This window comes from Deltaproteobacteria bacterium GWA2_45_12 (assembly GCA_001797365.1).
Taxonomy (GTDB): Bacteria; UBA10199; UBA10199; order UBA10199; family UBA10199; genus UBA10199.
Map to the genome: position 1 here is coordinate 14,402 of MGPH01000050.1, position 26,100 is coordinate 40,501.

Genomic DNA, 26,100 nt, shown 5'->3' on the forward strand with positions numbered 1-26,100 from the left:
GTTTTGAATTTAATGAATGATATTTGATTTCAATAACTTACTGCCAAGAAGAGGAAAACCATTTTTTCCAAGAGGAAGGAGGTTTGCTTTCGGTCCAATCTTGATTCACATAGCGCGGTTCATAGATCTCTTCTTTTTCCATGACAAGTTCATCGGTTAATATGGCAATGGCCACTTTTGTGGTGATGGTAAACATGAGGGCTCCCAAGGACACAACCCCCAGACATACAAAAATTTCTCCCATATTCGGCACATACTCGACGATTTCTCCCAAAGGAGTGGGAATAAAACCGGGAAAAATAAGCCCCATGCCTTTTTCGATCCAAATGCCGATGATCGTCATGACACAAGCCCCCAGAAAAATTCTTCGATCCGAACGGAGCCTTGGAACCACGACAATAATGGTCGACAGAATATTGAATGCTGTCGCTGTCCAAATAAACTTGGTGAGCATATTGTGGCCATCCAATCCGAAAAAAAGATACCTGGCAGACAAGGCATGAATGGTATTGGGATATAGTTCCTTAAACAGCTCACAGCCAAGAAGAAACAGGTTAATGGGCAAAGTCACCTTCATGATATTGAGCAAGTAGGCGAAAACGGATGGCTTAACATGTAGCTTGGTTTGACGATTGATGATTTCGAAAATAATGGTCAGAAGGGCCGGACCAACAGCAAATGCCGTGATGAGAAAACGAGGCGCCATAATGGCCGTATTCCAGAAATAGCGGGTTCCCAGACCAGAAAGCAAAAATGCGGTGACCGTGTGAATGCTGACAGCGAAAAAAATCGATACAAAAACCAATGGGAGATAAAAATAGGGCTGAGGTTTTTCCCCCTTATACCTCATGTACAAAAGATAACCGGGAATATGTAAATTCAAGGCAAGGTAAACATTGAAAACAACCACGTCCCAGGCCAAAAGGGAGCTGGGAAGATTGAGCTGGCCGCCAATCAAAGGAATGAGGTGCCATAAACGTTCGGGTCTTCCAATGTCAGTGGAGATAAAAAGCAGACACATCACAATGGCTGTGAAAGCAAGCTGTTCCCCGAGAATGACCACTTCTTTGATGTCTTTATTTCCTTTGACGTAAGCAGGATAGACCAAGAGAACAGCAGACGCTGCCACACCTACAAAGTACACGAAATTGGCGATCCCGATGCCCCAGCTCACCTGGTCACTCATGTTGGTAACCTCAAGCCCTGCCACAAGATGATGGTGATAACTAAAGCCACCAATAGCCAAAAAAAAGCCAAGGACGCCCAGCCAAATATAATAAAGCCGCCCGCCGGTCAAAGCACAGCGGGTCATGCGCATCCAGTATTCGAGATAGTTCATCATAGCTAATTAATCCTCTCAACATTAACCGAAGTAATAAAAAAACTGTGGGATTGTGTTCAGATCCTCCTTCAGAACAAAAATATTCTTGTGCTTTAGAATGTAATAAACCTCGCTATTCGGATCCAGGATATTCCCAAATTTTCTGGCTCCCGTGGGACAAGCCTCGAGGCAGGCCGGATATCTGCCATTGCGCGTGCGGTGGAGACAAAAAGTACATTTTTCGACCACGCCACGCATTCGAATCCGGTTACTTAAATAAGCCTGATTCGGATTAATTTCTTCGGCGGGAACCTCAGGCGCATGGAAGTTGAAATGCCGGGCCTCATAAGGACAGGCCGCCTGGCAATAACGGCAACCGATGCACCAGTTATAATCGATGACAACAATCCCGTCTTCTTGCTTCCAAGTGGCTTTAATGGGACAGGCGCGCGTACAAGGGGGGCTTTCGCACTGGTTACATTGGACGGGCAGATAAAACTTCCCTTCTTTGGGAACTTGCCCATCATAGTAACGGTTGCCCTTCTCAAGATTAAAGTTCCCCTTATCCATCTCAAGAACCTTGATATAGCCAAACGAGCGGTCAGTGTTGTTTTCCTTCTGGCAAGCCGCCACGCACAAACGATTCCCGTTGCACTTGGTGAGATTTAAGCCATAAACGAATTTGACTCCCGGAATGGGTTGAGGATCGGTAATATGCACGTCAACCCCATATTTGCTTTTGGTTTCGGCCTCCAAACGCTCAAAAATTCTTTTTTTGTCATCCGGCGTGAGATTTTTGTAATGCTTCTGAAAAAAGGATTCAAACGAGAAGGCTTGGGATTCCGCCGGATTTCCGACAACGGCCGCCGCCGCAACCCCCACAAGACCCTTCAGGAAACTTCGACGGGATGCCTTCCCCTTAAGTTTTTTTTTGGCCAGCAGTCCGGCCCGTAGTCCTGTATCTGTCTTTTTCATGTTCATAAAACCCAAAAGGTATTCACGGGTGGCACTGAAGTTTTCTTTGTATCCATGGGCTTGAACTTAGGGTCATGAGGATCGTGACATTCCGGACACGAGTATACCTCGCGCGGTCCGTTCCACAACCCGACCCGCTTCCCATGGGCGTTTTTATTCCATTTGTTGAGGAGGTCACCATGACATTCCCCGCAGATAAGATAGGATTCGTTGAAGTTGATTTCTCGCCCACTCTGAAGAATGAGTTTCTTGTAATTGCCTTCCAGATGGCAGTTATGACACCACCTTTCCTCCACACCTTCCTTAGCCGCAAAATGAAGCTTTTTATCAGTGTGTTCTTCATTCAGAATACGCTTCGTTGGGTTAAAATCCTTGGACGTACTGTGGCAATCATCACAGGGATACATTTCTAATTTGGGAATACGTTTGATGACCTTATCTCCTTCCGGACCGGGAACAGGTGGTCCCCCACCCATGCTAAGTACGGGCGCGGTTTCCTCTGCGGGTTCCGTGCTCCAACTTGCAAAAGCAGGAAACAAGGCAAGCCCCAAAATAAATCCTGCGATCAATGGTATGCACCCCAGGGCAAGCCCTGGACCCAAGATTCCGTGGCAAGCCACGGGGTTTTGACCCAGTAAGGCTCGTCCCCGAAGCCAACGAGCGTAGGGGATAAGAATAGATTGTCTTGGGCCAAATATCATCCGATGCTCAATTCTTGGAAAGAAGGGTTTTTTAAATTGTCTTCTTTAATTGCGGAGCAGGCTCGGCCAAAACGGGCAAACCCGTCATGGCACCCAACCCCATCGTTTCGACAGCCGAGGAGGGAACAATAATAATGGAGGAATTTTGTCGCATACCTTCTAACAAAATATTCATGGCCCTTAAATGCAAGGCTGTCGGATTATTCACGTATTTTTCGGATGCTTTGCTGAATTTTTCTGAAACTTGTAGTTCGGATTCGCCTAGTATCACCCGAGCCTGTCTCTCCCGCTCGGCCTGGGCCTGCATGGACATGGCATTTTGTAAATTAGCCGGGATTTTCACATCACGGAGCTCCACAGACAGCACTCTGATACCCCAGGCTTTTGTACTGGCATCAATGGTCTGACAAAGTTTCGAGTCAATTTGCGCACGGCCCACCAACATATCGGCTAAAATCGTTTCACCAATCACGTCCCGCAGGGCTGTTTGAGAAGCCCACGAAATGGCTTTTTTGTAATTTTCAACCTCCAAAGCAGCCTTGGCCGGATCAATCACACGCCAGAACAGGACGGCATCTACATCCACAGGCACGCTATCCTTGGTCAGGGTTTGCTCGGCGGTAAAAGGGGTTGTGATTGTTCTTAAATCGATGCAATAGGGAATGGTATCCACAAAAGGGATGATCGTGAAGAAGCCAGGCCCTTTGAGCTCCTTAAACTTCCCAAGACGCAGTACGATTGCTCTTTGCCACTGGTTGGCAACCCGACAAACAAAAAGAAAACTCAGCCCTAGTACAGCTCCCATCAAGCCGTAAGCACCCACGGATGTAACTTCCCATGCTACAAACCCGGCAACCGTTGACACTATCAACACAATTAAAATAAATGGATGTAACTTCATGGATGTTTTTTCTCCTATGATGGTTATGCAATCAAACTGCTTCTGTCGTTCATGCCAAAACCCATATCAGCTCCTTCATAAAACCAGCCATGACTCAGATCATGTGCACAAATGATCATGATCATGGCTCAAAAAGTGCGAATCATTCTTCCTTACTCATTTTCGGAAAATCGAGGGATTCTTCCTGCCATCTCAGCTTTCCAGATTCAATGGGAATCGCCGCTTTCAAAAGAAGGGTAAAAATAAAAAATCCCGTAGCCCAAATACCCACGCAAACTTGAATCTCCGTAAGAGAAGGAGCATATTCGACAATGTCACCCAAAGGAGTGGGAATGAATCCCGGCACAATGAGCCCCATGCCTTTCTCAATCCAGATGCCCACAATAGCGCATCCTGACGCGATATTGATGTAAAGCCGGTTTTGATTGAGCCCGGGGCTAATGTAAGTGATAGTTGCAATAATATTGAGGACAATGGCAGTCCAGATAAACGGGACTAAAAGGTGATAGCCGTGCAACCCCGTAAAAAGATATTGAGCGGAGGCACTGTGGACTGAATCGGTGTAAAACTCTTTGAACAGCTCACATACCAGAAGAAAAAGATTAATCACAAGCGTGACTGCGATGATTCTCTTTAAAACCTTATAAACTTCATGATCCACTTTAAGACTCGAGAACTTTTCAATGACCTGTAGGGACAGGAGAATAAAAGAAGGTCCTACTGCAAAGGCAGATGCTAAAAAACGAGGCGCTATGATGGCCGAATTCCAGAAAGGCTTACCCCCGAGACCTGAATAGAGAAAAGCCGTCACAGTATGAATGCTGACAGCCCAAAAGATGGAGATCATCACAAAGGGCATGTAATAATGTGAAGTTGGTTCCTGACCCCGATATTTTTTATAGAGAAGATAACCAGGAATGTGCAGGTTCAAGAGCAAGTAACCATTAAGCACAATCACGTCCCAGGTCAACATCGAGATGGGCCAGTTCATGCGACCAAGCTTTGGAATTAAGTGCCATAGACGGTCTGGCCTGCCCATATCTACGGTTACAAACAAGAGGCACATGACAATCGACGCAATGGCAAACAGTTCCCCCACAAGAAGAATCTCTTTTATGGACTTGATCTTGTAGACATAGGCAGGAATCACCAGCATAACAGCTGCTGCAGCCAAACCGACAATATAGGTGAAATTGGCAATATAGGCGCCCCAGGATACCTGGTCGGTCATGTTGCTGAGAATGAGACCTTCTTGAAGTTGCCGCGCATAGCCCGCGACTCCTATCAATATCAACACACCCAGGAAACCCAGCCAGGCAAAGTAAATACGGGGGCCTTGGTAGACCTGCCGGATCATATCTTTCCAGAATTGAATATATGCTGACATATTTTAAATCCTAAAACTTGAATGCCATTAACCTAATCAAAAAAATAATAAAAATGCGGATATGTTTTTAAATCTTCCTTAAGAACAAAAATCCGCTTTTCCTGAATAATGTTTCTCACCTCGCTATTCGGGTCTAAAAGATTCCCGAATTTTCTGGAACCTGTTGGGCATGCCTCAAGACATGCCGGGTAACGACCCTGACGCGTCCTGTGAAGACAAAACGTACATTTTTCCATAACCCCACGCGGACGAATACGGTTTGAAAGATATCCCTGCTCAGGATTGATCTCTTCAGCGGGTATTTTGGGAGTTGCAAAATTAAAGCGTCTGGCCTCGTATGGGCAAGCAGCTTCGCAATACCGGCAACCAATGCACCAGTTGTAATCGATAACGACAATGCCATCCTTCTCCTTCCAGGTTGCTTCGACAGGACACACCTTGGTACAAGGCGGATTCCGGCACTGATGGCACTGAACAGGCATGTAGAATTTGTCTTTTCGAGGAACTTGGTCCGTATCGTAATATATGTCACCCTTTTCCACGTCGAGCGAGCCTTTGGGAATTTCAAGAACTTTAATGTATTGTATTTGTGGGTCACGCGATTGGTTATTTTCAGCCACACACGCATAAACACATCGCCGGCATCCGACACATTTTGAAAGATTGAGAAAATAGGCAAACTCGACTCCATCCATCGGCGGCGGATCGCCAATCCGGACTTTAACCCCGTATTTCTTCTCAGTTTCTTTTTCCAGACGAGCAAAAATCCTTTTTTTATCCTCGGGAGTAAGCTCCTGGTAATGCCTTTGGAAGAATTCCCCCTGAAGAAATCCATCGATGGTAAACGCCTGGCTGGACTCAGGTGAAAGCGCCATCGCCGAAGCGACACCGGCAACAGCACCTTTCAAAAACGTTCGCCGGGAAACCGTCTTCTTTAGCTTGCGATCAATGAGGTGTTTCGTCCTCTTTGTGTTTCTGTTTTCCTTCATAAATAAAATTTCCAAACAAGAGCTTCAAAAATGATCGACTTTTCCCTTTTGGGAGCACGGGCGGCGGCTTGGGTGTGAGTGGTTTGAATTTAGGATCATGGGGATCGTGGCATTCCGGACACGAAGATACTTCACGCGGCCCGTTCCATAACCCGACCCTTTTGCCGTGTATGTTCTTGTTCCAGTCATCTAAAATCGTACCATGGCATTCTCCGCAGATAAGATAGGTCTCATTAAAGGTGATCTCCCGTCCACTTTGAAGATAGAGTTTCTTGTAATTTCCTTTCTGGTGGCAGGTATGGCACCATCTTTCTTCTTGACCGTCCGTGGCTGCGAAATGGAGCTTTTTGTCGGTGTGTTCCTCATCCAGCACGCGCTTCTCTGTGTTGAAATCCCCAGGCGTGCTGTGACAGTCATCGCAGGGATACATTTCAAGCTTGGAAATGCGTTTAAGAATCTTATCCCCCCCAATTCCGGAAACCGGCTGAGCTGACGTCACCGGTGGGTTCGCAGATTCCGCACCCTGACTTACAAAGGCAGGAAGCAAGGTGAGCCCTAAAAGGAACCCTACTTTAAGAACGGGTTGTCTTAGACCATATGTCATTCGATGCTCCGTTCTTAAAAGAAAAGATTTTTAAACTGTCACTTTTTTTTGCGGAGCTTGCTGGGCTAAGGCAGCCAAACCCGTCATGGCGCCCAATCCCATCGTCTCAACAGCCGAGGAGGGGACAATAATAACGGATGAGTTCTGCCTCATTCCTTCCAACAAGATATTCATGGCCCTTAAGTGCAAGGCTGTGGGGTTGTCTTTGTACCTCTCAGAAGCTTTTTCGAATTTTTCAGCCACCTGAAGTTCCGATTCGCCAAGAATCACCCTGGCCTGTCTTTCCCTTTCAGCCTGGGCTTGCATGGACATGGCATTCTGCAATGCCTGGGGGATTTTCACATCCCTTAGTTCCACCGATAAAACCTTGATCCCCCATGCGGTGGCACTGGCATCGATTCTTGCACAGAGTTTGTGATCAATTTCCCGCCTGCCCACAAGCATTTCGGACAAATCGGTTTCACCAATCACATCCCGAAGGGCTGTTTGCGAAGCCCATGAAACCGCTTTCTTGAAATTTTCGACTTCCAAAGCGGCTTTTACCGGATCAATCACACGCCAGAACAAAACAGCATCCACATCCACGGGGACACTGTCTTTTGTCAGGGTTTGCTCTGCGGTAAACGGGGTAGCCACGGTTCTAAGGTCAATGCAGTAGGGGATCGTATCGACAAACGGGATGATGGAAAAAAAGCCCGGGCCTTTAAGCCCATTAAATTTACCAAAACGCAACATCACAACTCTTTGCCATTGGCTAACCACACGAAAAATGAAAATACAAAGGCCCCCCGAAAGAAATCCAAGCACACCAAAAGCAGCATGACTTGTGGCTAGCGCCCCGCCCACCCCAAGTATTGTTATGCTTAAGGCTAAAACTAAAATAAATGGATGCATCATAAAATATATCTCCTCATTGGAAAATTTGATTTCAAATTACTTAAGAATCAACTTGTAGCTTATAGGGTGAGGCGGGAAAAAGAATGATCTACATCTCAAATCGGGATGATTGAAATCAGGATGGGTGAATTTACCCAGCACCGTCCTCGCTCGTTGGCAGGGACATGGCAGGGACTTCGATTGACAAATACGGTCAAAATGTTGATGGTGGGCTTTTTCATGCAAGCGGAATGTAGCTCAGCCCGGTAGAGCGTTCGGTTCGGGACCGAAAGGTCGTCCGCCTAAGGCGGATCATCCCGACTATATGAAGCACATTGTATATGTAATTAAAAATTCTGAAGGGAAACTATACAAAGGCTATACAACTGATCTAAATAAGAGAATACAGTATCACAACCAAGAACTGGGTTCGTGGACACGGCATCGCGGACCTTGGCAACTGGTTTATCAAGAATCTTGTAACGACAAATCAGAGGCATTAAAAAGAGAAAAATTTCTGAAAAGTGGTAAAGGCAGAGAATTTCTGAAAGAAAAATTACGGGGCATAGCTCAGCCCGGCTAGAGCGTTCGGTTCGGGACCGAAAGGTCGCAGGTTCAAATCCTGTTGCCCCGACATTCGAGGGGTCGTCCGCCTAAGGCGGATTGCCCCGACATTCGAGGGGTCGTCCGCCTAAGGCGGATTGCCCCGAGATTATATTTGAAAATAAAAAATTGTTTTTTGAAATTTCATGGGTTTTTATCCTTCTGATTCTCAAAGATCTGCTGATTTTATCAGGATACTTCCATCGGGTTCAAAATGATCAGCAAAATATTTTCGCCGCGCTTCCTGTTCAATACGAACACGATTTGCCTCAAAAGTCTTGAGAGGATCAGCATCATTACCTCCAAAATGATCTTCCAAGGCTTCTCGACTGATGGAACAGGGAATAATCGAATCCCCATCCTTCCCGCGAAACAAAACCACATCACGATTGAAATCATGTCTTTCTTCTGGAAATACCAGCTGACGCTGATCAACCATCCCCAGCACTTTTAAAATGCTGATAACCGTTGATAGCTGGATATCTTTTTCGCCATTCTCAAAGCGCGAAATAGTGGGCGTACTAACTCCTGCCAGAAGCGCCAGCTTTTTTTGTGTCAGACGCTCGTTTTTCCGCCGCTGTTTCGCTTCTTCGACAAGAGCTGACCAGTTAATTTGAAACTGCCGTTCCATCGTTTCTCCATTTTTTGAATTATTTGATCCTGCAAACTTTTGGTCCCAATTTCCGACTTTGATAAAGCTTCAAACGCCATTGGCAGGCGTTTCCCCAGTGCCTCCACGGAATCAACAAGGGCTTCTTCACTCAAACCAAAACTAACTCCCATTTTTAATAAGTGTTTGGGTTTTACCGAATGCACAGCGAGATTTTTGATTCCTGCTACCGAGAGAGCGACGTATTGATACTCCGGATAGATGGATGAAGCCACTAGATCGTAGGAGGGAGTCAAGCGAAGCCCATCACGAGTATGAAACATGGCAAAGTTTTTGAAATGCGCATCCGTATTCCCTACCAAAAAACAAGCCAGAATGCGATTGAACAAACGATCGGCCTCCGCAGGAATACAGGCCGCTGTTTTCCGGATAAATTGCCCCATTTCTTCGTAAGAGCCCTCGTATTTTTCATCTCCTGAAGATCGGCCCAAAACTTGATTGAATTCTTCAAAATGAAGTCGCTTGATGCCACTGCTGGTCATGACACGGTCAAAACGGGAAATGATGAGAACGTGCTCTTTAATGGAGGCAACAGCGCTCACTTCCAGATCCACTACATCGTCATTTGGCAATAATTTACGAATTGCCAGAGTTGTCAGGTATTCCAGTTCAATCAAATTTTCATGATTTCCGGAAGTCAGCTTAGCAATGTGTGTACTAAGCTCCTTTGGGCCTACGGGACGATAATACTTGCCGTCTTTGACCACCAACAGTTTTCGTTGCACACCCGACAAGGAAGCTTTGCCCAGCGTTGCTGCAAGAGTAGCTTGGTCGGCATGGTCAAGGGATTGGAGTTCTGTTTTTTCTGGATCAATAACAGATACCGCACCGGCCAAATCAAACCCAAATCCCAAAAGCAAACTCAACCGATGATGAGGGTTCACTCCCAAAACTTTTGCCTGCGCATTTTGGAGCCACCCCTCTGCCACCAAATTATCAAAAAATGAATGGAGTCCCGATTCCGAAATATAAGGTTCAGCCCGCAACGGCAAGGTATGGGCAATGGCTGGCTCCTTGGCTTCCAAATAGGAAGCATCATAGGTAAAAACCACTCGTCCGCCTGGCTCTTCCTGAAGCCGTCCTACATATTTATCTTTAAAGTAAACCTTGCCCCACAGTGTCTTTGCCATAAAATATATTTTATATAATTAAAATTATTAAATATAAAACTAAATATAGTTTATCTATTTAATTAAAATTATCAATATATAAAATATATTTTATCAATGGTATGCACCCTAGGGCAAGCCCCGGACCCAAGATTCCGTCCGCCTTAGGCGGACGGGATTTTAACCGTTTCGGCTCGTCCGCCGAAGTCCCCGCCAACGAGCCGGGACGTAGGTGGATAATATCACGGGATCGATCTTAAAAATTTCACCAACTCTTCCACAGTCAGCTCTTCTGCCCGCACTTTTTGATAGGATTCTGGAAAATCAATTTTCTTTTTCTTTAAAACAGACCCCATAGTTTTTCGTCGTTGCTGAAACAACAGGCGCATCAAAATCCAAAAATTTTCTTCTTCAGATTCTTCAATCAAGGGCTGGGTTTTGATTTTAAAATGGACAAAACTCGAATTCACCTTGGGTTGGGGCTTAAACACAGTGGGGGGGAGATGAAAAAGGATTTTGGGGGCGGTATAAATTTGCGCCCATAATGAAAGAAGCCCGTAATCCTTGGTGGAAGGCTTGGCCACAAAACGGGCGGCCATTTCTTTTTGAAACATCAAAAACAAATCCGAAAAATATTTCCTGTTTTGGACAAGCTTGATAAAAATCTGGGAAGCCACATTATAGGGAAGATTACCTACCACAACCCAGTTTTTTTCTTCCCCAAAAAGTGCCGATAAATCACATTCCAAAAAATCCGCCTCAACAACGCGAACCCCTTTAGAATACTTTTCGATTAAATGAGAAGCCAGCTCGCGGTCTTTTTCAACCACCAACAAATGGCCGGCCCGCTTTACAAAATGCTGGGTCAGAGCCTCTCGCCCGGGACCAATTTCCATGATGTTGGATGGATTTGTGCAACAAACAGCCTCAAAAATTTTTCGTTGATAATTCCCATCAACCAAAAAGTTCTGTCCCAGACTTTTTTTAGGGCGAAGAATGGTCATGTTTGAATTTTTTAAAACGTGGATAAATGGTTAAAACAATCCAATAACTGGCAAACGCACTCACCAAGCCCACAAAAACCCCTCCCACCAAAAGAGGGGCCATCACCGACTGCCCCATATGAAGCATATCCGTCAAGGATTCCGGGCGAAGTTGCCTGATATGCCGCGTCCCCAACAACCAGTGCCCTATGCGATAAATAAAATAAAAAACAGGGAACAAGGTAAGGGGATTGACCACCCAGCATCCCAAAAGAGACGCTATTTTATTCTGCCTGGTAAAGGCCGCCAAAGCCAAAGTGATAATGGTATGAAACCCGATGGTGGGCGTCATGGCCACAAAAATGCCGAGGGCGAAACCACCTGCAACTTCTCTGGGCGTTGCATGGGAAGCAATGAGTTTATGATAGTATGTTCGTAATTTTCGGATGGGCATTTTGTTGTTCGTCACTCGCGAACTCGTCGCTCGCAACCCAAGATTTTCAAATAACAGGTTTACGAGCCCGCGAGCGACGAGCTCGCGAGTAGTCCCCCACGAGCAACTACCCTATCGGCATTGAAGCATGGGCATTCACATCTTGATTGGCGGTGCGTCCCAACGCAATTTGTTTGGCCCCCACATAAGCAACCATCGCCCCGTTATCGGTGCATAAACTGGGGGATGGTCTTAAACAAAGAACCTTTTTTTGCGTACAAAATTCCTGCAAACGCTCCCGTAAACGTGAGTTAACCGCCACTCCCCCACTTACCGCCACGGCCTTAATTTCCGGATGGTCGTTTAAGGACAAATTAATTTTATCAATTAAGGATTCCACAACTTCATTTTGAAAAGAAGCTAACAGATCCCAAACAAATTTGTCTTCCTTCCGATTTGCATCTTTCCAAAGTTTTTCGCCCCGTTTTTCCTTTTCTTTGGTTATTAAATGATGGACAGCTGTTTTAAGCCCACTAAAACTTAAGTAATAAGGACCCCGTTTGACTTTGGCTCGGGTAAACGAAAAAGCTTTTGGGTCTCCAAGTCTGGCCAATTTGTCAACAATGGGACCACCCGGATACCCCAGGCCCAAAATTTTAGAAACCTTGTCATAGGCCTCACCAGCGGCATCATCAACTGTTTGCCCAAGACATGCAATATCATCAAAACTTTTTACTAAATACAAAGCCGTATGTCCTCCTGAAACAACTACCCCCAAAAAGGGATACACTTCATTATGCTCCAGGAAAGGACTGAACAGATGGGCCTTGAGATGATGCACCATCGTGAGAGGAATTTTTTTGGAATACGAAAGGGCCTTGGCATAGGACAAGCCCACCAATAAACATCCAATAAGTCCCGGTGAGTTGGTAATAGCCACCCCTGTTAAATCATCAAACCCTATTTGGGCTTTATCAAAAGCTTGCAACACAACATGGGAGAGTGCTTCCACGTGGTTACGTGAAGCAATTTCAGGCACAACCCCTCCATAAGGAGCATGAAGAGCCACCTGGGAGGAGATAATATTGGCCCGGAGGGTTTTGCTTCCTTCCAAAACAGCCACCGAAGTTTCATCACAAGATGTATCGATTCCAAGAATGATGGACATTGTTTTGACTCACCCTTCGATCACCGCGTAGCGGGATCCCGTTTGCGGGACAAGCTCAGGGTGTCCTTTATGTAAGGGCAATTCATGAATTGCCCTTACACGATACGGACATGGTGAGCCCCGTCCCGCAAACGGGACCCCGCTACGCGGTGGTCGAACCATAAAAACCCTACATCGGTTTCTTCTCTAACGCTTCTTTTTGCTTTTGATCAAGAAGTTGATCTATTTTTTGGATTTTTTGTTTGGCTAGAATAGCTTCTGTGGATTGGGGAAACATCGTCACAAGCTTGTTTAAAAAAGCCTTGGCATCCGCAAAGGATTGCATTTCAAAAAAAGCATAACCCTGTTTTAAAAGGGCGGGAGCCACCTTTTCACTTTTGGGAAAATTTTTGACCACCTTCTGAAATTCCGTAATGGCAATGGGGTAATCACGAAGGGCATAATTGGTTTCTCCAAGCCAGTACTGGGCATGAAGCACATAAGGACTTTTGGAACGATTTTTTAGAAAACTTTGTAAAGCGCTTTGGGCTTCCTTATAATTTTCGACATTGACAAGGGTGAGTCCTTTTTCGAGTTCTTTAAAATCTTCCAAATTTTTGACTTGAGCTGGGTTTAACAACCCCGTAACTTTAATTTCTTCAAGCTGCTTTATAAGGAGGGCCTGTTTTTCCTCCAAAACATCCAGACGTCGCTGGCTGTCACGAATGGTGGCGTTCTGTTCATCAACGGTGTGCATGCTCTGTTCCAAAAGACCATTCATCCTTTGAAACTCGGAAGTCATGCTTTGAACCTGGTTTACCGCATCTGCCAAGTTTTGGGATTGGGCCTCAATAACACGGCTGACTCGATCAACTTCAGCCTCCAACTCTTTTGAGGAAAGACCATGGCTCTTAAAAGAAAAAAGAAGGGCCACTCCACAAACAAGTAGGCTAAAGCCCTTGGAATGATGCATAGATTAATTATTTTCCCTTCACAAAATCATCCCGACGGTTTTTCCACCAGCATGATTCATCGGACTGGGTACAAATAGGACGTTCTTCACCATAACTGATGGTTGAAAGACGTGAAGGATCAATACCTGTGTTAATAAGATAATCGTAGGAAGCCCGCGCACGACGATCTCCCAAGGCCAGATTGTATTCATTGGTGCCCCGATCATCGCAATGACCTTCGATAGTCACTTTGAGTTTGCTCTTGTCTTTTAAAGTAGAAATATTGGATTTCATGACCGAGATTTGATCGCCCCGAATGGTTGACTGGTCAAAGTCAAAATAAACAGAATCCAACACTTTTTCAGCACCACTTCCATTGGTGGTGCTGTCATAATCAGAACGCGCCCCTTTCTTTCCTCCACAAGCAGCCAGAGCCAAGATTAAGGCAAAAGAGCCCAAAATGATTATTTTTTTCATAACGCCCCCTTTTTCTTACTCACACATTATTTATTTCCAAAATCGGCACGACGATTTTTCCACCAGCATGATTCATCTTCTTGGTGACATACCGGTTTTTCTTCGCCATAGCTTACGGCCTTCATCCTGCTTGATTCAATGCCTTTTTTAACCAAAAACTGCTTTGTCTGGCTGGCTCTACGGTCCCCCAAGGCCAAATTGTATTCGTTGGTCCCACGGGAATCACAATGACCTTCAATGGTGACCGATGTTTTTTCATGTTTTTGAAGATAGCCTGCGTTGCCATTCATCACTCCAACCATGTCCGACTTGATATTAGAATGGTCAAAATCAAAATGAACCGCATTCAAGCTTTTTGAACTTGAACTTTGGGCCGACTTTTTACCCTGACAGGCATTCAACCCGACAATCAATAAAGCTGCAACGGCTAAACGAGACAAAAGTTTCATGATTTTCCTCCTTGAAATTGAAAATAAAACATTGGATGCTTCATCGACATGTAAATTATTTAAAGGCGTGTAAATTTACGAAATTTACGTGCTGTGATTTCTAATTTTCTATTCGATGAAAAATTCAAAGTCAAGACCATTCTCTGTTGCAAACAAAAGAACCAAACTCAAAGTCGGTCTTGTTCAATACAATATTGCAAACAATCCGGAAAAAAATCTCAAAACCATTTTTACTCATCTCAAAACATGCCTGAAACAAAAACCCCATTTCATTGTACTGCCTGAAATGGCCTTGGGAAGCCCTGCAAATAAAAAAGAAGCCAAAAAGTGGGGGCAAATATACAAAAAAACCCTTCCCTCATTACAAAACTGGTGTGCCACCCATAAAACGGGGCTCGTTTTTTTTGGCATGGAAGAAAAAAATTCCCGCTTTTATAATGCCTGTTTTTGGATAACCCCAAAAGGTCACATTCAAAATCGTTACCACAAAATCCATCTTTTCTCTTTTGGAGGAGAACATCATATTTATTCTTTTGGGGGCCAGCCCGCTGTCACCCCAAGCCCTTGGGGACCTATGGGGTTTGCTGTTTGTTATGACATCCGGTTCCCGGAATTATTACGTGCCCTTACTTTTAAAGGAGCAAAAATAATTGTTGTGGGGGCCCAATGGCCAAGTGTGCGCATTCATCACTGGCTCGGCCTGCTTACTTCCCGTGCCATTGAAAATCAGGTATACATTATTGGCTGTAACCGTACCGGACGGAAAAAAGGATTGAAGTTTAATGGACAATCCGTTGTCATAGGCCCTTGGGGGCGTATTCTTTTACAAATGCCTGCCAAACAATCAACCTCAGTGACAATGATAAATCTGAACACAGTGGATATCTTAAGAAAAAAATATCCCTTTTTAAAAGAGGCCCGACTCATGGGTGGAAGCCTCTCTAAAAAACCATTTCGGCCATGAAAAACATCTTGTACATATCGCAATCACGTTTAAGCCACAATTTGCTCAGGGCCCTTCTCCCTTATCTGCCTGAAATGGTGCAGCTTACCTGTGTTGACCGACTTAACGAGGCACTTCTATTGCCTAAAATGGGAAAACCCTACCAACTTGTGATTATCGACTGGAATACATTGGCTGGCCATAACCCCCTTGAACCCCATATCAATGACTTAAATCGCCATCCTCTTATTACCAAAGCACCGAAAATTTTGATCCACTCTTATAACCAGGAAATCCCCAAGGAAATTTTGACAACAAAAGGCTTCGTGGCTTTTTACACAAAACCTTTTTTAACAGATGAACTTATTAATATTATGGTGAAGTGGACCAAAAAACAGAGCGATCTGTTTGTTGAATTGAATTGAGAGACCACTTATGTTTAGCTCTTACGAAGAACATCGCATATCTCCCAGAAAAGCCCTGCGCACGCGTGTCATTTTTGAAGACGAGCTTAATGAAGAATTTTTATATTTTCTCTCAACCGATATTTCCCTTTCCGGGATTTTTATTGAGTCAGATATTGAGCTTCAAAGCCACACCAAGCTTTTCCTGAAATTTTCCCTTTACGAAGGAGATGCCCCCATCCAGGTCACAGGCGAGGTCATTCGCATTCAAGAGCCCCCCCATCATCGCGGTCGCCGGAAAAAAAATGAAAAGCGCGGCATTGGCATCCGATTTTTGGGGCTTAAATCGACAGACCTGAAAAAAATAGAGGAATATATTTTATCCAAGTAGTGACCCCTGCGACGCGGGGTCACGACAACTAGATGAACATCGGGGGTAAGCCCTCGAGTTTCATCCTGAGCAACCCTTCGACTCTCCGCCTGCGGCGGATCGCTCAGGGTTGATCCGTTTTTTATTTTGGCCCCAAGGGGCCAAAATAAAAAACGGATCAATATTGCACCTGGGTAACCTGAAATTCGAAATAATCTTTGAAAAAATGAAAGATCCCCTTAAAAGCGGAAGGAACCTCCGCTGGATTGAACTCAATATTTAAAATAAGGGGGGTCGAAGCATTGTTTAAAACCGTTAACACCACATATTTGTTCCCCACCAAAACAGCCGGAACCTTCGCCTGATTTCCATTCACAATCAGGGGTTCGTTTTTATTTCCTTCCAAAAAATGGATATGTCTTAGATCGTGGATAAAGGCTTCCAGCTTCCTTTTGTCTTTCAGGGGTAAATTGGTGGCTGCCTCCGGATTATCCGGGGACAATACAAGCCCCACCAAGGTGCGAAACTCGTTTACTTTCTGAAACAATCCTGAATCTATTTTCCCAAAATTTTCGATGAAAGGATTTAGAAAAACCAGATCAAAAAAAACATCTTTTTTCGCAATAGCCGGATTTAGTAATTCGGCCGGCACCCATAAAGGGTTCCCTTCCTCAAGGCTGGAAAATCCTGACGACCAGAAATGAGGATGAAGCCAAAAAGTTTTCAGGGAATGGGCCGGCCATTGAATCACCCCGCGCTTCATGGCCACCTTATACTCGGGCCAGGGCTTTGTTTTTTTGGACAATCGTACCGTAGAAAACCAATCGATTTTGACAGTATTCCCATCCGCCGATACTGTAATAGTTTTCACCCCCAAATCGCCCACGGGCTCCACTGTTTTGGGGACAAGACGAATCTTAAGACCGTTTAAGGGGATATGAATATTTTCTGCAGCCCGAAGGGAAAAACTGAGCAAGAAAAAAACAATAAAAAAAAATGATTGAACCCTAAAAACCATATTACGGAGCTCCCTCCAGAGGAGGGCAGGCAGGATGCCCTTTTTGTAAGGGCAATTCATGAATTGCCCCTACCCAGACATGAGGCTCCTCGAACCATGAATGGACTTTTCAGCAGTTACTACACATTAAACCTAAAGTGCATCAGGTCGCCGTCCTTCACCACATATTCTTTTCCTTCCGATCGCAGCAACCCCGCTTCCTTTATTTTTTGTTCTGATCCAAGACGAATAAGGTCATCGTAGTGATAAACTTCTGCGCGAATAAATCCTTTTTCAAAATCGGAATGAATAACACCAGCTGCTTGCGGCGCCAGGGCTCCACGAATAACTGTCCATGCCCGCACTTCCTTGGGGCCGGCGGTAAAATAGGTGATCAGATTAAGCAATCTGTAGGCAGCCGTTCCCAAACGATCAAGACCTGATTCTGTAAGACCATAATCTTTCAGAAAAGCCGTTTTTTCTTCTTCCTGCATCTGCGCTATTTCTGATTCGATCGAGCCACAAATAATCACGACCTGTGTCCCTTCTTTGGCAGCCAATTCCTGCACTTTGGCCACACTGGGAGGAGGATTTGTGACATGGGCTTCGTCAACATTGCAAACATAGAGCACGGGTTTGGCCGTAATCAAAAACAACGGGACCAAATGTTCTTTTTCTTCCGGGGACAAACGAAGGGAGCGTATGGGATTGGCTTCATTTAAGGCCGCACGCACTTTTTCAAGAACAGCCACTTCGGCGGCAATTTTTTTGTCGCCAACTTTGACAAGCCTTGCCTGCTTTTCGATGCGTTTTTCCACAGCCTGAAGATCGGCTAAAATCAGCTCGGTGTTGATCACTTCAATATCACGAATGGGATCAACTTCCCCATGCACATGCACCACATCGGCATTTTCAAAACAACGCACAATATGGGCGATGGCGTCCACATTTTTGATATTCCCCAAAAACTGGTTTCCCAAGCCCTCACCGGTAGAAGCCCCTTTGACAAGGCCGGCAATATCTACAAACTCAACTGTTGTGGGAAGAATCTTTTCAGGTTTAAAAAGCTCGGCAATGCGTTTCATCCGGAGGTCGTTTAAGGGCACCACCCCCACATTGGGCTCAATGGTGCAAAACGGATAGTTTGCCGCTTGAGCCCCTGCATTGGTAAGCGCATTGAAAATGGTGGACTTGCCAACATTGGGAAGCCCTACGATGCCACAATTAAAACCCATGCGCGACCTTTAGTGGAGAAAAACGAAAGAATCAAGTTGATAGAACAATGCGGCTTTAACTAAGATTTGACTTCGGAATTCAAATTTATTTATGGTGACATTTCATTATTCCTGATGGGAGGTTTCATGCCTTTTCAAAAATTGATGAAAAGTTTGGTGATTGTTTTCTCCTTTTTCTTGTTGCTTTCAAAGCAAGTGTGGGCCGTGCCGGTGGACCTCGACGGCGATTTTGGGCAAGCCGGATCTGCGTTTGCTCAACTCCCCGTCGATTGGGAAATCACTTACACCGACATGGTGCTGTTAGAAAACGGCCAAATCCTTGCGACAGCTTCAGTCTATCTGGATGCCCCACGATGCCAATGCGCCCCGGAAGAAATCATGTGCAACCAACCGGAAGGCTGCCTCTTCTCAGAACCTTCAGGGCAGGATTCCCTTGTTTTGACACGATATAACCCTGATGGAAGCGTCGATGAAAATTTTGGGAATGGAGGGTTTTCCATCATTTCTTTTCCCGAATGGGATGGGCTTGAATTATCAAAATTAGCAGTCCGGCATGACGGTAAAATTGTGGTGATGGGATATGCCTGGGTAGGGCCGGATCGTCAGGAATTGGTGGGGCTTCTTCTTCCTGACGGGCAGATCGACCCCGACTTCGGCCACGGAGGTTTTGTGACCGGTCAGGATGGCCTCTTTGGGATAAACGATGACTCTTACCGTTTTGCCCTTCAAGCCGATGGCAAAATCTTGGTATCGGGCCGGCTTCAGGGCCAAGACCGTTCCGTCATTTTGGGACGTATTGCAGAAGACGGCTCCATCGATGACACATTTGGGAATCAGGGATCCATCAACATCTGGCAACTGGCTCCGGAGGAGGAGCGCTATGTCATCAAGAATATATTTCAACAGCCCGATGGTAAAATTCTTACCGTCGGTGGCATGTACCGTCCCGCCCAAGCCAACGGGATGCTTGTTGCAGGACAAGAAGTGCTTGCCTTGCGTTTTTTTGCCAATGGGGAACCGGACGCCGGATTTGGTGCGGGAGGAAAAGTATCCATGGATGTCAGCCCTGATTCCATGGACACGGCCACAAAGGCCATCATTGGGGAAGATGGTCGTATTCTTCTTTTGGGAAACGGAAGATTCGAAGGGCCCTACCTGGGAGACACCATCCAACCCTTTCTGATTCGGTTGATGGAGGATGGCCGGGTGGATCCCGGTTTTGGTGAAAACGGAATTGTACGGGCTTCCATGCGCGATGATCGCGGCAGTCTTTGGAATACGGACATGGCTCTAGATGACCGTGCCAACATCGTCGTTAGCATGACACGATGGTACGAGAACGAAAATGACCCCATGCGCACCAACATGCTCTTGGCCCGCTATAGGACCAATGGCCGCCTTGATCGGGATTTTGGAAACAATGGTTTCATCGAGAGGGAAAACCATCCTTATGGAAAAATATTAATACAGGATGATGGCAAGCTCCTCTTAAGTTCGGGGTTTAACCTCGCTCAAATGCAGGTGAATCGTTACGTTCCGCCCATCAGACAGGAAGCCGATCTGGAAGTAAGATCCCTTTTCAGAATGCCCGTCGTCACACGACCAAACCGCAAGGTCGTTTATGATTTCGAAGTGACCAACCATGGCCCCATCGCTGCCCAAAATACCAAATGGGCCGTTTCCATGCCTGGAATCCAGGGATCCTTGAACGCCAAAACCAGTCAAGGGCGGTGCCAAACCATCATCCAACCCCCAAGAGTGGAACAAATCAATCCTTGGACCCGTGTGGAATGTCTGTTCGGTGTCGTGGAAGTAAATGCACGAATTTCAATTTCGGTTGTTGTCCTTTCCCAAGTGGCAGGTGTTTTCAACCACAGAACCGCAACAACAAGCCAAACACGGGATCCTGATGAAATGAATAATTCGGGAGGATGGGTTTTACGAGTGGGCGGACAAAATGCGTTCGAAAGACGGCCGTAAGTAGGAAATCACACTTCTTGAATGACCGGGATCACCACCGGTTTGCGGTCAAGTTATATAGATGAACTTGAAATTGTTTGATAAGAAACATCCAGGCTCTTGTCTTTCTGCCGGGCATGCTCGATAGTCATGCTTATCACCTTACCATCCTTGTCCAAGTCAATGAGGATGTTTTCGTTCAAATCTTTCGTTTCAATAACCTTCCCGTCAGAAAGAGTTATATGAAGCGTATCTGTATCTGGAAAATATTTTAATTTCATTTATTCCTCCTGAAAATCACGATCAAAAAAAGCATTATGCACTGTTTCCTTATCCTCCAACAAAATGACTCTCAAATATTTATTGCCTGCCTCTTTTATTTTACCCCACAACCGAATGCGATCATCTTTTTGAATTTCTTTCTTTATCGGTTTTTGAATCACCTCCTCAATCCATTCGAATTTAATCCCCACACGATCTGGGCGCTTCATAGCAAATTTGAAATATTGCGAAGTTTTCATAATGATACCCGCTTATCAAACTACTTTCAAGCCAAGCATTCCTTGATAGAAATCACACTTCTTGAATGACCGGGATCACCACCGGTTTGCGGTCAAGTTCTTTATTGAAAAAACGTCTTAAGGCCACGCGCACCTCTTCCTGAACTTCGGCCAGATCTTTTCGTTCTTCAAAGTTAAAACTTTCCAAAAGTTCCGTCACAATTTTTTTGGCCCGTTCAAAAATTTCCTGGCCGTCTTCTGCCTCGATAAATCCACGTGAAATAAGTTCTGGCCCGCGCAAGATTTCACCCTTCACACGGTCGATCATCAGCACGCAAATAACAATACCCGTACCGGCAAGCTGGCGTCTGTCACGCAATACAACGGTATCAATATCCCCAATGCCACTGCCATCGACAAACACACGTCCCACTTGCAGCCCTCCCTCCCTTGCGCCCTTTTTATTGTCAAAAAGAAGGGTCTGCCCATTTTCAACCACAAAAATATTTTCCTTCTTCACTCCCCATTCTTTCACCAATTGGGCATGTTGAAGCAATTGACGATAAGCCCCGTGTATAGGAATAAAATGTCTTGGTCTTAATTTTTTAACGGCGGTTTCAAGCTCGTCTTGATGGGCGTGCCCCGAGGTGTGAATATCGTGGATGGCTTCATAGAGCACCTTGGCCCCATGGCGCGAAAGCTGGTCAATGTTGTGATAAATATTACGTTCATTTCCGGGGATCACACGGGCCGAATACAAAACCAAATCCCCCTCGGCAATCTGGAAAGGCTTGAAATTATTATGAGCCAGGCGCGTCAAAACCGAACGCGGTTCTCCTTGGGTCCCTGTCACCAAAAGCATCACGCGTGAAGGGTCAAGGCCCCTGGTTTCTTCCACATCCACAACATCCACACCGGCAAAGGAAAGACTTCCCAGTTGGTTGGCAAGCTTTGTATTTTCCTTCATGCTGCGCCCCAGCAGCGAAACAACACGACCGGTTTCTTTGGCTATTTCTAAAAGCCCCTGCACGCGCTGAACATTGGAAGCAAACAAAGTCACAATAATGCGCCCCTGGTGCTTTTTAACGATTTTTTTGATCTGTTTTAAAACTTCTTTTTCAGAAAGGGTGGCCCCCGAAATATTCACATTGGTTGAATCGGAAAAAAGCGCCAACACCCCTTCTTTTCCCCAGCGTTTGAAAGTTTTGAGATCGGTGGAAAGCCCTGAAGGGGGCGTGTAGTCAATCTTCCAGTCCGTCAGATGAATAATGGAACCTTGATCGGTTTGAATGGCCAGGGCACACGCATCGAGAATACTATGATTGACAAAAGCGGTCTGAATTTCAAAAGAGCCCAGCTTGACCGTGTCTCCTGGCTTGAAAACATTGATCCTTGGTTTTTTGGGAAGCGCATATTCCTCACATTTTTCACGGATAAGCCCCGCGGTAAAGGGAGTGGCATAAACAGGAATATTGAATTGTCTAAGCAAAAAAGGAGAGGACCCGATATGGTCTTCGTGACCATGCGTGAAAATGATTCCCTTGAGTTTGTGGCGGATGGATTCAAGCGATGAAAAGTCGGGAATAATCAGATCAACACCCAAGATTTCTTCATCGGGAAACATGGAACCGCTATCGATCAAAAAAGCCTCGGTGGCCGTTTCGTACAACATGCAATTCAGGGAACCGATCTCACCAACCCCGCCTAACGGGGTAATCCATATTTTTTCTGTCATAGCAACTCTTTATCCAATCCACCGATAATATTAATGTTAATTTAACATTGAATGGAAAAACTTAATTATGCTAAAGTGGCATCACTCTTTTGGCAGAAAAAATTTTCAAATTCAATCTTTTACTTTAAAAAGTACATTGCGAAAAATACTAGCCATCGTCATCCTCTTCAGCAGCCTTAGTCTAAGCGCCCCTGTGTGGGCCATTGATTTTTCAGCCCATGGCTACTACCGTCAGCGTTTTGAATTCACCCACGACCTTGATTTGCAACGTCCCAACCCCGGTATTGTCGGGGCCGATGACGACAATGACCGCTTTGGCACCATCGCTTTTGGGCAACAGCGTTTTCGCCTACAACCCCTTTTAAAACTCAACGACCACATTTCCATCCATGGTGAAATTGATTTTTTGGACAATCTTCTTTTTGGCCAAAGCAATGTTCAATCCCTTGAAATTTCCAATCCCATTGTGGGCACACTTGAACTTCCCCCCGCCAATGGCGCCTTTGGGGTGGTTGGGGGAGATGCCGGTGCCAACTTGGGAAGCGGTGGGGGAAATATCAATGTAAGGCAAATGTATGTTGATATCATGACTGCCGGCGGAAAATTCCGTATCGGCCGACAGGCTTTCAACTGGGGGCTGGGTGTTTTTGTAAACGATGGAGAAGGAGTGGAGGGTGATTTTGGCGACGTATTTGATCGCGTTCTTTACTTGGCCGGTTTGGGGCTTAAAAACGGGGCGCAAATCAATGTGGGTATTGCCTATGACTTTGCCTTTGAAGCCACGCGTGACCCCTCTATCGGCGGGCTTGATTCAGGTTTGGGTTCCAACTGGAACGATGTGTCCCAGGCTGCGGTTATCCTGCTTTATCGAAGCACCAATTTTGAAATCGGCTTATTAAGTGCCCTGCGTTTTAGGGATGGCAACGACGGCTCCACCACAACAACCGCCACTTTCATTGACACGGGCGATGTGGATGGGGATGGCAACGTGGATGAAGGGGTGGAACTCCCCGCCGGCAAAGATGGCGATACCCTTTTGTTTGTTTTTGACGCTTACGGAAAACTTCACTTTGCCAAATATTATACCGTGGCTGTGGAAGCCGTTTTCATTGGCGGTAAAATTGCCCCCGGCGTGGCCATTGATGCCATTATTTTAGATGACCCTGCCCAGGCAGGGCTGACCAACCCCTTAGATGAACCCATCACCCTCCCCTTGGATGGAAACCAAAACGACATTGCTGTTTTTATGGCCGCGGCTGAACTAACTGCCGACTGGGATTTTGGAGGGGAAGCCAAGGTTCAAGCGGGCTTTGCTAGTGGCGATAGTTCGCCTCTTTCCTCCAAAATAACCCAACTGGGGTTCAGACCCGACTACGACATTGCTCTGATGATGTTTGATGTCCCCTTGGGAACTTCCCCTTCCATACGTGTTGGAGGTATTCGTGAGCTGGGTAAAAAGCCTGTTTCATCCAATTACATTAACAATGCCATTTATTTTACCATGGGGTACAAGCATGAATTCGACATTACCAGTGGGGTCCCTTGGGCCCAGGATTTCAAGGTAGGAGGGAAAGTCATTACAGCTTTTGCCCCTTCGCGCACCATCGATCTTGATTTTACTGAAATCACGGGCGTGGCTGGCCTGCCCCATGTGGTTAACGACAGTCCTTGGTATGGTTTTGAAATTGACCTTTCGGTGGAAGCCCGGTTCTTTGAATTCATGAAATGGGAAACCGTCATCGGTGGGCTCTTCCCCGGAGGGGTTTACGATATCAAGGATGATTTCATTGCTTCAAACCCGGGTGGAGTCATCAATTCCATTTCTGCCGATGGAGCCGAACCCGCCTTTGCTGCCAAAACCACCTTGTTTTTTGAATTTTAACCCCTCGACTCCGCTCGGGGTCCCCCTGGTCCCTGAGCGGAGTCGAAGGGACTCTCTTCATGACATCTATCAAATTCGGTACCGACGGATGGCGCGCCCTTATCGGCCAAGATTTCATTCCATCCAATATAGAACAAGTCATTCAGGCCTTCTGCGATTGGCGCACAGCCCATTCCCCAAAACAAAAAAAAATTATTTTGGGTTTTGACCGAAGATCCCAGTCGGACACATCGGCAAAGCTTGCCGCCGAAGTATTGGCGGGCAATAATTTCAACGTCCTTTTGTCCAAGGATTACTGCCCCACCCCGTGCATTTCGTGGATGGTCAAAAATTCCGAGGCCTTTGCCGGCATCATGATCACTGCCTCGCATAACCCTTGGACCTGGAACGGAATCAAATTCAAGGAAGAATACGGGGGATCAGCATCTCAAGAATACACCGAAAAAATAGAAACTCAGTTGCAGGCAAACCAGAAAACTTCCCGAAAAATTTTGAAAATGCCCTTTCAAGAAGCCCAAAAAAAAGGCTTCGTTCAATTTTTTGATCCAAAAAAAGATTATTTAAACCAGATTGCCAACCTCATTGACTTGCCAGCCATTCAAAAGGCCGGCTTTAAAATTTTATATGATGCCATGTTTGGTGCCGGGTCGCATTATATGGAAACCTTGCTTGGCCCCCAAGTGACTGAAATGCGAAATTCAGCACCCCCGGCCGATGCCACAAACCCCGAACCCATTGACAAATATCTGGGAGAATTCATCGCCACCATGAAAAAAGGCAGTTACCACTTAGGGCTGGCTACCGACGGCGATGCCGACCGCATTGGTGCGCTTGATGAAGACGGAAATTTTGTCAGTTCGCACCTTATTTTTGCCCTCCTTTTAAAACACTATGTTGAAGATAAAAAATTAACCGGGACCGTGGTCAAATCCCTTTCAACGACCAACATGATCAATCTCCTTTGCCAAAAATATGATATCCCCTGCCTGGAAACCCCGGTGGGCTTCAAATATATTTGCAAAGAATTGGTCGCTCACGATGCCCTGATGGGGGGGGAAGAATCCGGGGGAATCAGCTTTAAACCCCATGTCCACGAACGTGACGGAATTTTAAACGGCTTGATGATTTTAAACATGATGAGTGTCCGTAAAAAAACACTTAAGGAACTCGTTGCCGATCTTTTTGCTGAATTTGGAAACTTTTTTTACAACCGCCTTGATCTTCACGTAAAACCTGAAAACATCACACGCATGAAGGAAAATTTGTCAAAAAATCCTCCGCAAGATATTGCCGGTTTCCGTATTGTAAAAATCAACTCCATGGACGGGTTTAAATATATTTTCGAAGACGGCAGTTGGCTCTTGTTCCGCACCTCGGGCACAGAGCCCTTGGTGCGCGTGTATGCCGAGGGCCGCACCATGGAAAAAGTAAAAGCTCTTTTAGAGGCGGGGAAAAATATTGTCACCACATAGGGGTACCACGTAAGGGCAATTCATG

At 45.7% G+C, this 26,100-nt stretch carries 27 protein-coding genes, 1 tRNA gene and 1 pseudogene; 8 read left to right on the forward strand and 21 right to left on the reverse strand.

Annotated features, from left to right (window positions below):
• Window positions 1-37: 37 nt before the first annotated feature.
• From A2048_07300 to A2048_07335, 8 genes are all read right to left on the reverse strand, one after another.
• Entirely contained in the window at window positions 38-1,342 is a 1,305-nt protein-coding gene (locus A2048_07300; GenBank protein ID OGP08225.1) for a hypothetical protein, read from the reverse strand.
• Window positions 1,343-1,363: 21 nt separating this feature from the next.
• The gene (locus A2048_07305) at window positions 1,364-2,260 is read right to left on the reverse strand and encodes a 4Fe-4S ferredoxin (GenBank protein OGP08265.1); all 897 of its coding nucleotides are present in this window, start codon (window positions 2,258-2,260) and stop codon (window positions 1,364-1,366) included.
• 38 nt (window positions 2,261-2,298) lie between these two features.
• Window positions 2,299-2,997, reverse strand: coding sequence for a hypothetical protein (locus A2048_07310; protein ID OGP08226.1), 699 nt, complete (start codon window positions 2,995-2,997; stop codon window positions 2,299-2,301).
• A 31-nt stretch (window positions 2,998-3,028) separates the two neighbouring features.
• Window positions 3,029-3,898, reverse strand: a complete 870-nt coding sequence (locus A2048_07315) for a peptidase (protein OGP08227.1) — start codon at window positions 3,896-3,898, stop codon at window positions 3,029-3,031.
• Between the two features lie 142 nt (window positions 3,899-4,040).
• Window positions 4,041-5,255, reverse strand: a complete 1,215-nt coding sequence (locus A2048_07320; GenBank protein ID OGP08266.1) for a polysulfide reductase — start codon at window positions 5,253-5,255, stop codon at window positions 4,041-4,043.
• 62 nt (window positions 5,256-5,317) lie between these two features.
• Complete coding sequence (locus A2048_07325; protein OGP08228.1) at window positions 5,318-6,274, reverse strand: 4Fe-4S ferredoxin; 957 nt, start codon at window positions 6,272-6,274, stop codon at window positions 5,318-5,320.
• A complete protein-coding gene (locus A2048_07330) occupies window positions 6,231-6,878 on the reverse strand; it encodes a hypothetical protein (GenBank protein OGP08229.1) in 648 nt (215 codons plus the stop codon). Before A2048_07330 ends, A2048_07325 begins: the two co-directional genes overlap by 44 nt.
• A 30-nt stretch (window positions 6,879-6,908) precedes the next feature.
• The gene (locus tag A2048_07335; GenBank protein OGP08230.1) at window positions 6,909-7,775 is read right to left on the reverse strand and encodes a peptidase; all 867 of its coding nucleotides are present in this window, start codon (window positions 7,773-7,775) and stop codon (window positions 6,909-6,911) included.
• A gap of 304 nt (window positions 7,776-8,079) precedes the next feature.
• On the opposite strand from A2048_07335, the pseudogene A2048_07340 reads away from it, so the two are divergent.
• Window positions 8,080-8,316: pseudogene (locus tag A2048_07340) on the forward strand (hypothetical protein).
• Window positions 8,314-8,388: transfer RNA gene (locus A2048_07345), tRNA-Pro, on the forward strand. Before A2048_07340 ends, A2048_07345 begins: the two are co-directional and overlap by 3 nt.
• Before the next feature lie 138 nt (window positions 8,389-8,526).
• On the opposite strand, the gene A2048_07350 is transcribed toward A2048_07345, so the two are convergent.
• The 8 genes from A2048_07350 to A2048_07385 all read right to left on the reverse strand — a co-directional run bounded on the left by A2048_07350 (window position 8,527) and on the right by A2048_07385 (window position 14,578).
• The gene (locus tag A2048_07350) at window positions 8,527-8,988 is read right to left on the reverse strand and encodes a hypothetical protein (GenBank protein ID OGP08231.1); all 462 of its coding nucleotides are present in this window, start codon (window positions 8,986-8,988) and stop codon (window positions 8,527-8,529) included.
• Entirely contained in the window at window positions 8,913-10,157 is a 1,245-nt protein-coding gene (locus A2048_07355; protein OGP08232.1) for a hypothetical protein, read from the reverse strand. The genes A2048_07350 and A2048_07355 overlap by 76 nt, the downstream gene beginning before the upstream one ends.
• Before the next feature lie 221 nt (window positions 10,158-10,378).
• Window positions 10,379-11,140, reverse strand: coding sequence for a ribosomal RNA small subunit methyltransferase A (locus A2048_07360; GenBank protein OGP08233.1), 762 nt, complete (start codon window positions 11,138-11,140; stop codon window positions 10,379-10,381).
• The gene (locus tag A2048_07365; protein ID OGP08234.1) at window positions 11,121-11,573 is read right to left on the reverse strand and encodes a hypothetical protein; all 453 of its coding nucleotides are present in this window, start codon (window positions 11,571-11,573) and stop codon (window positions 11,121-11,123) included. The genes A2048_07360 and A2048_07365 overlap by 20 nt, the downstream gene beginning before the upstream one ends.
• Window positions 11,574-11,679: 106 nt before the next feature.
• Complete coding sequence (locus A2048_07370) at window positions 11,680-12,720, reverse strand: tRNA (adenosine(37)-N6)-threonylcarbamoyltransferase complex transferase subunit TsaD (GenBank protein OGP08235.1); 1,041 nt, start codon at window positions 12,718-12,720, stop codon at window positions 11,680-11,682.
• A gap of 169 nt (window positions 12,721-12,889) precedes the next feature.
• Window positions 12,890-13,672, reverse strand: coding sequence for a tol-pal system protein YbgF (locus tag A2048_07375; protein OGP08236.1), 783 nt, complete (start codon window positions 13,670-13,672; stop codon window positions 12,890-12,892).
• 7 nt (window positions 13,673-13,679) lie between these two features.
• Complete coding sequence (locus A2048_07380) at window positions 13,680-14,129, reverse strand: peptidoglycan-associated lipoprotein (protein ID OGP08237.1); 450 nt, start codon at window positions 14,127-14,129, stop codon at window positions 13,680-13,682.
• A 26-nt stretch (window positions 14,130-14,155) separates the two neighbouring features.
• Window positions 14,156-14,578 carry a peptidoglycan-associated lipoprotein gene (locus A2048_07385; protein ID OGP08238.1) on the reverse strand — a complete coding sequence of 141 codons (423 nt, stop codon included), beginning with the start codon at window positions 14,576-14,578 and terminating at the stop codon, window positions 14,156-14,158.
• A gap of 115 nt (window positions 14,579-14,693) precedes the next feature.
• On the opposite strand from A2048_07385, the gene A2048_07390 reads away from it, so the two are divergent.
• The 3 genes from A2048_07390 to A2048_07400 are packed head-to-tail and all read left to right on the forward strand — an operon-like array spanning window position 14,694 to window position 16,316.
• Complete coding sequence (locus A2048_07390; protein OGP08239.1) at window positions 14,694-15,542, forward strand: hypothetical protein; 849 nt, start codon at window positions 14,694-14,696, stop codon at window positions 15,540-15,542.
• Window positions 15,539-15,946: a hypothetical protein gene (locus tag A2048_07395; protein ID OGP08240.1), complete on the forward strand. Its 408-nt coding sequence runs from the start codon at window positions 15,539-15,541 to the stop codon at window positions 15,944-15,946. The genes A2048_07390 and A2048_07395 overlap by 4 nt, the downstream gene beginning before the upstream one ends.
• Window positions 15,947-15,956: 10 nt before the next feature.
• Window positions 15,957-16,316, forward strand: coding sequence for a hypothetical protein (locus tag A2048_07400; GenBank protein ID OGP08241.1), 360 nt, complete (start codon window positions 15,957-15,959; stop codon window positions 16,314-16,316).
• 157 nt (window positions 16,317-16,473) lie between these two features.
• On the opposite strand, the gene A2048_07405 is transcribed toward A2048_07400, so the two are convergent.
• The gene (locus tag A2048_07405) at window positions 16,474-17,373 is read right to left on the reverse strand and encodes a hypothetical protein (protein ID OGP08242.1); all 900 of its coding nucleotides are present in this window, start codon (window positions 17,371-17,373) and stop codon (window positions 16,474-16,476) included.
• Window positions 17,374-17,432: 59 nt separating this feature from the next.
• Window positions 17,433-18,527 (reverse strand): redox-regulated ATPase YchF, encoded by a 1,095-nt coding sequence (locus A2048_07410; protein OGP08243.1) that lies wholly within the window; start codon window positions 18,525-18,527, stop codon window positions 17,433-17,435.
• 126 nt (window positions 18,528-18,653) lie between these two features.
• On the opposite strand from A2048_07410, the gene A2048_07415 reads away from it, so the two are divergent.
• The gene (locus A2048_07415) at window positions 18,654-20,507 is read left to right on the forward strand and encodes a hypothetical protein (GenBank protein ID OGP08244.1); all 1,854 of its coding nucleotides are present in this window, start codon (window positions 18,654-18,656) and stop codon (window positions 20,505-20,507) included.
• 53 nt (window positions 20,508-20,560) lie between these two features.
• Here the strand turns inward: A2048_07415 and A2048_07420 are convergent, their stop codons facing one another.
• Genes A2048_07420 through A2048_07430 form a run of 3 tightly spaced genes read right to left on the reverse strand, consistent with a single transcriptional unit; the run spans window position 20,561 to window position 22,721 of the window.
• The gene (locus tag A2048_07420; protein ID OGP08245.1) at window positions 20,561-20,767 is read right to left on the reverse strand and encodes a hypothetical protein; all 207 of its coding nucleotides are present in this window, start codon (window positions 20,765-20,767) and stop codon (window positions 20,561-20,563) included.
• Entirely contained in the window at window positions 20,768-21,007 is a 240-nt protein-coding gene (locus tag A2048_07425) for a hypothetical protein (GenBank protein OGP08246.1), read from the reverse strand. It abuts the gene before it with no gap.
• Window positions 21,008-21,059: 52 nt separating this feature from the next.
• Window positions 21,060-22,721 (reverse strand): hypothetical protein, encoded by a 1,662-nt coding sequence (locus A2048_07430; protein OGP08247.1) that lies wholly within the window; start codon window positions 22,719-22,721, stop codon window positions 21,060-21,062.
• Between the two features lie 67 nt (window positions 22,722-22,788).
• Here A2048_07430 and A2048_07435 point away from each other — a divergent pair, with 67 nt between their 5' ends.
• Window positions 22,789-24,603 (forward strand): hypothetical protein, encoded by a 1,815-nt coding sequence (locus tag A2048_07435; protein OGP08248.1) that lies wholly within the window; start codon window positions 22,789-22,791, stop codon window positions 24,601-24,603.
• A gap of 59 nt (window positions 24,604-24,662) precedes the next feature.
• Window positions 24,663-26,075 (forward strand): hypothetical protein, encoded by a 1,413-nt coding sequence (locus A2048_07440; protein ID OGP08249.1) that lies wholly within the window; start codon window positions 24,663-24,665, stop codon window positions 26,073-26,075.
• Window positions 26,076-26,100 lie beyond the last annotated feature (25 nt).

Coding starts and splice junctions, on each gene's coding strand:
- A2048_07300 (OGP08225.1), bottom strand. CDS start 1,342: ATGATGAACTATCTCGAATACTGGATGCGCATGACCCGCTGTGCTTTG.
- A2048_07310 (OGP08226.1), bottom strand. CDS start 2,997: ATGATATTTGGCCCAAGACAATCTATTCTTATCCCCTACGCTCGTTGG.
- A2048_07315 (OGP08227.1), bottom strand. CDS start 3,898: ATGAAGTTACATCCATTTATTTTAATTGTGTTGATAGTGTCAACGGTT.
- A2048_07320 (OGP08266.1), bottom strand. CDS start 5,255: ATGATCCGGCAGGTCTACCAAGGCCCCCGTATTTACTTTGCCTGGCTG.
- A2048_07325 (OGP08228.1), bottom strand. CDS start 6,274: ATGAAGGAAAACAGAAACACAAAGAGGACGAAACACCTCATTGATCGC.
- A2048_07330 (OGP08229.1), bottom strand. CDS start 6,878: ATGACATATGGTCTAAGACAACCCGTTCTTAAAGTAGGGTTCCTTTTA.
- A2048_07335 (OGP08230.1), bottom strand. CDS start 7,775: ATGATGCATCCATTTATTTTAGTTTTAGCCTTAAGCATAACAATACTT.
- A2048_07350 (OGP08231.1), bottom strand. CDS start 8,988: ATGGAACGGCAGTTTCAAATTAACTGGTCAGCTCTTGTCGAAGAAGCG.
- A2048_07355 (OGP08232.1), bottom strand. CDS start 10,157: ATGGCAAAGACACTGTGGGGCAAGGTTTACTTTAAAGATAAATATGTA.
- A2048_07360 (OGP08233.1), bottom strand. CDS start 11,140: ATGACCATTCTTCGCCCTAAAAAAAGTCTGGGACAGAACTTTTTGGTT.
- A2048_07365 (OGP08234.1), bottom strand. CDS start 11,573: ATGCCCATCCGAAAATTACGAACATACTATCATAAACTCATTGCTTCC.
- A2048_07370 (OGP08235.1), bottom strand. CDS start 12,720: ATGTCCATCATTCTTGGAATCGATACATCTTGTGATGAAACTTCGGTG.
- A2048_07375 (OGP08236.1), bottom strand. CDS start 13,672: ATGCATCATTCCAAGGGCTTTAGCCTACTTGTTTGTGGAGTGGCCCTT.
- A2048_07380 (OGP08237.1), bottom strand. CDS start 14,129: ATGAAAAAAATAATCATTTTGGGCTCTTTTGCCTTAATCTTGGCTCTG.
- A2048_07385 (OGP08238.1), bottom strand. CDS start 14,578: ATGAAACTTTTGTCTCGTTTAGCCGTTGCAGCTTTATTGATTGTCGGG.
- A2048_07390 (OGP08239.1), top strand. CDS start 14,694: ATGAAAAATTCAAAGTCAAGACCATTCTCTGTTGCAAACAAAAGAACC.
- A2048_07395 (OGP08240.1), top strand. CDS start 15,539: ATGAAAAACATCTTGTACATATCGCAATCACGTTTAAGCCACAATTTG.
- A2048_07400 (OGP08241.1), top strand. CDS start 15,957: ATGTTTAGCTCTTACGAAGAACATCGCATATCTCCCAGAAAAGCCCTG.
- A2048_07405 (OGP08242.1), bottom strand. CDS start 17,373: ATGAATTGCCCTTACAAAAAGGGCATCCTGCCTGCCCTCCTCTGGAGG.
- A2048_07410 (OGP08243.1), bottom strand. CDS start 18,527: ATGGGTTTTAATTGTGGCATCGTAGGGCTTCCCAATGTTGGCAAGTCC.
- A2048_07415 (OGP08244.1), top strand. CDS start 18,654: ATGCCTTTTCAAAAATTGATGAAAAGTTTGGTGATTGTTTTCTCCTTT.
- A2048_07420 (OGP08245.1), bottom strand. CDS start 20,767: ATGAAATTAAAATATTTTCCAGATACAGATACGCTTCATATAACTCTT.
- A2048_07425 (OGP08246.1), bottom strand. CDS start 21,007: ATGAAAACTTCGCAATATTTCAAATTTGCTATGAAGCGCCCAGATCGT.
- A2048_07430 (OGP08247.1), bottom strand. CDS start 22,721: ATGACAGAAAAAATATGGATTACCCCGTTAGGCGGGGTTGGTGAGATC.
- A2048_07435 (OGP08248.1), top strand. CDS start 22,789: ATGCTAAAGTGGCATCACTCTTTTGGCAGAAAAAATTTTCAAATTCAA.
- A2048_07440 (OGP08249.1), top strand. CDS start 24,663: ATGACATCTATCAAATTCGGTACCGACGGATGGCGCGCCCTTATCGGC.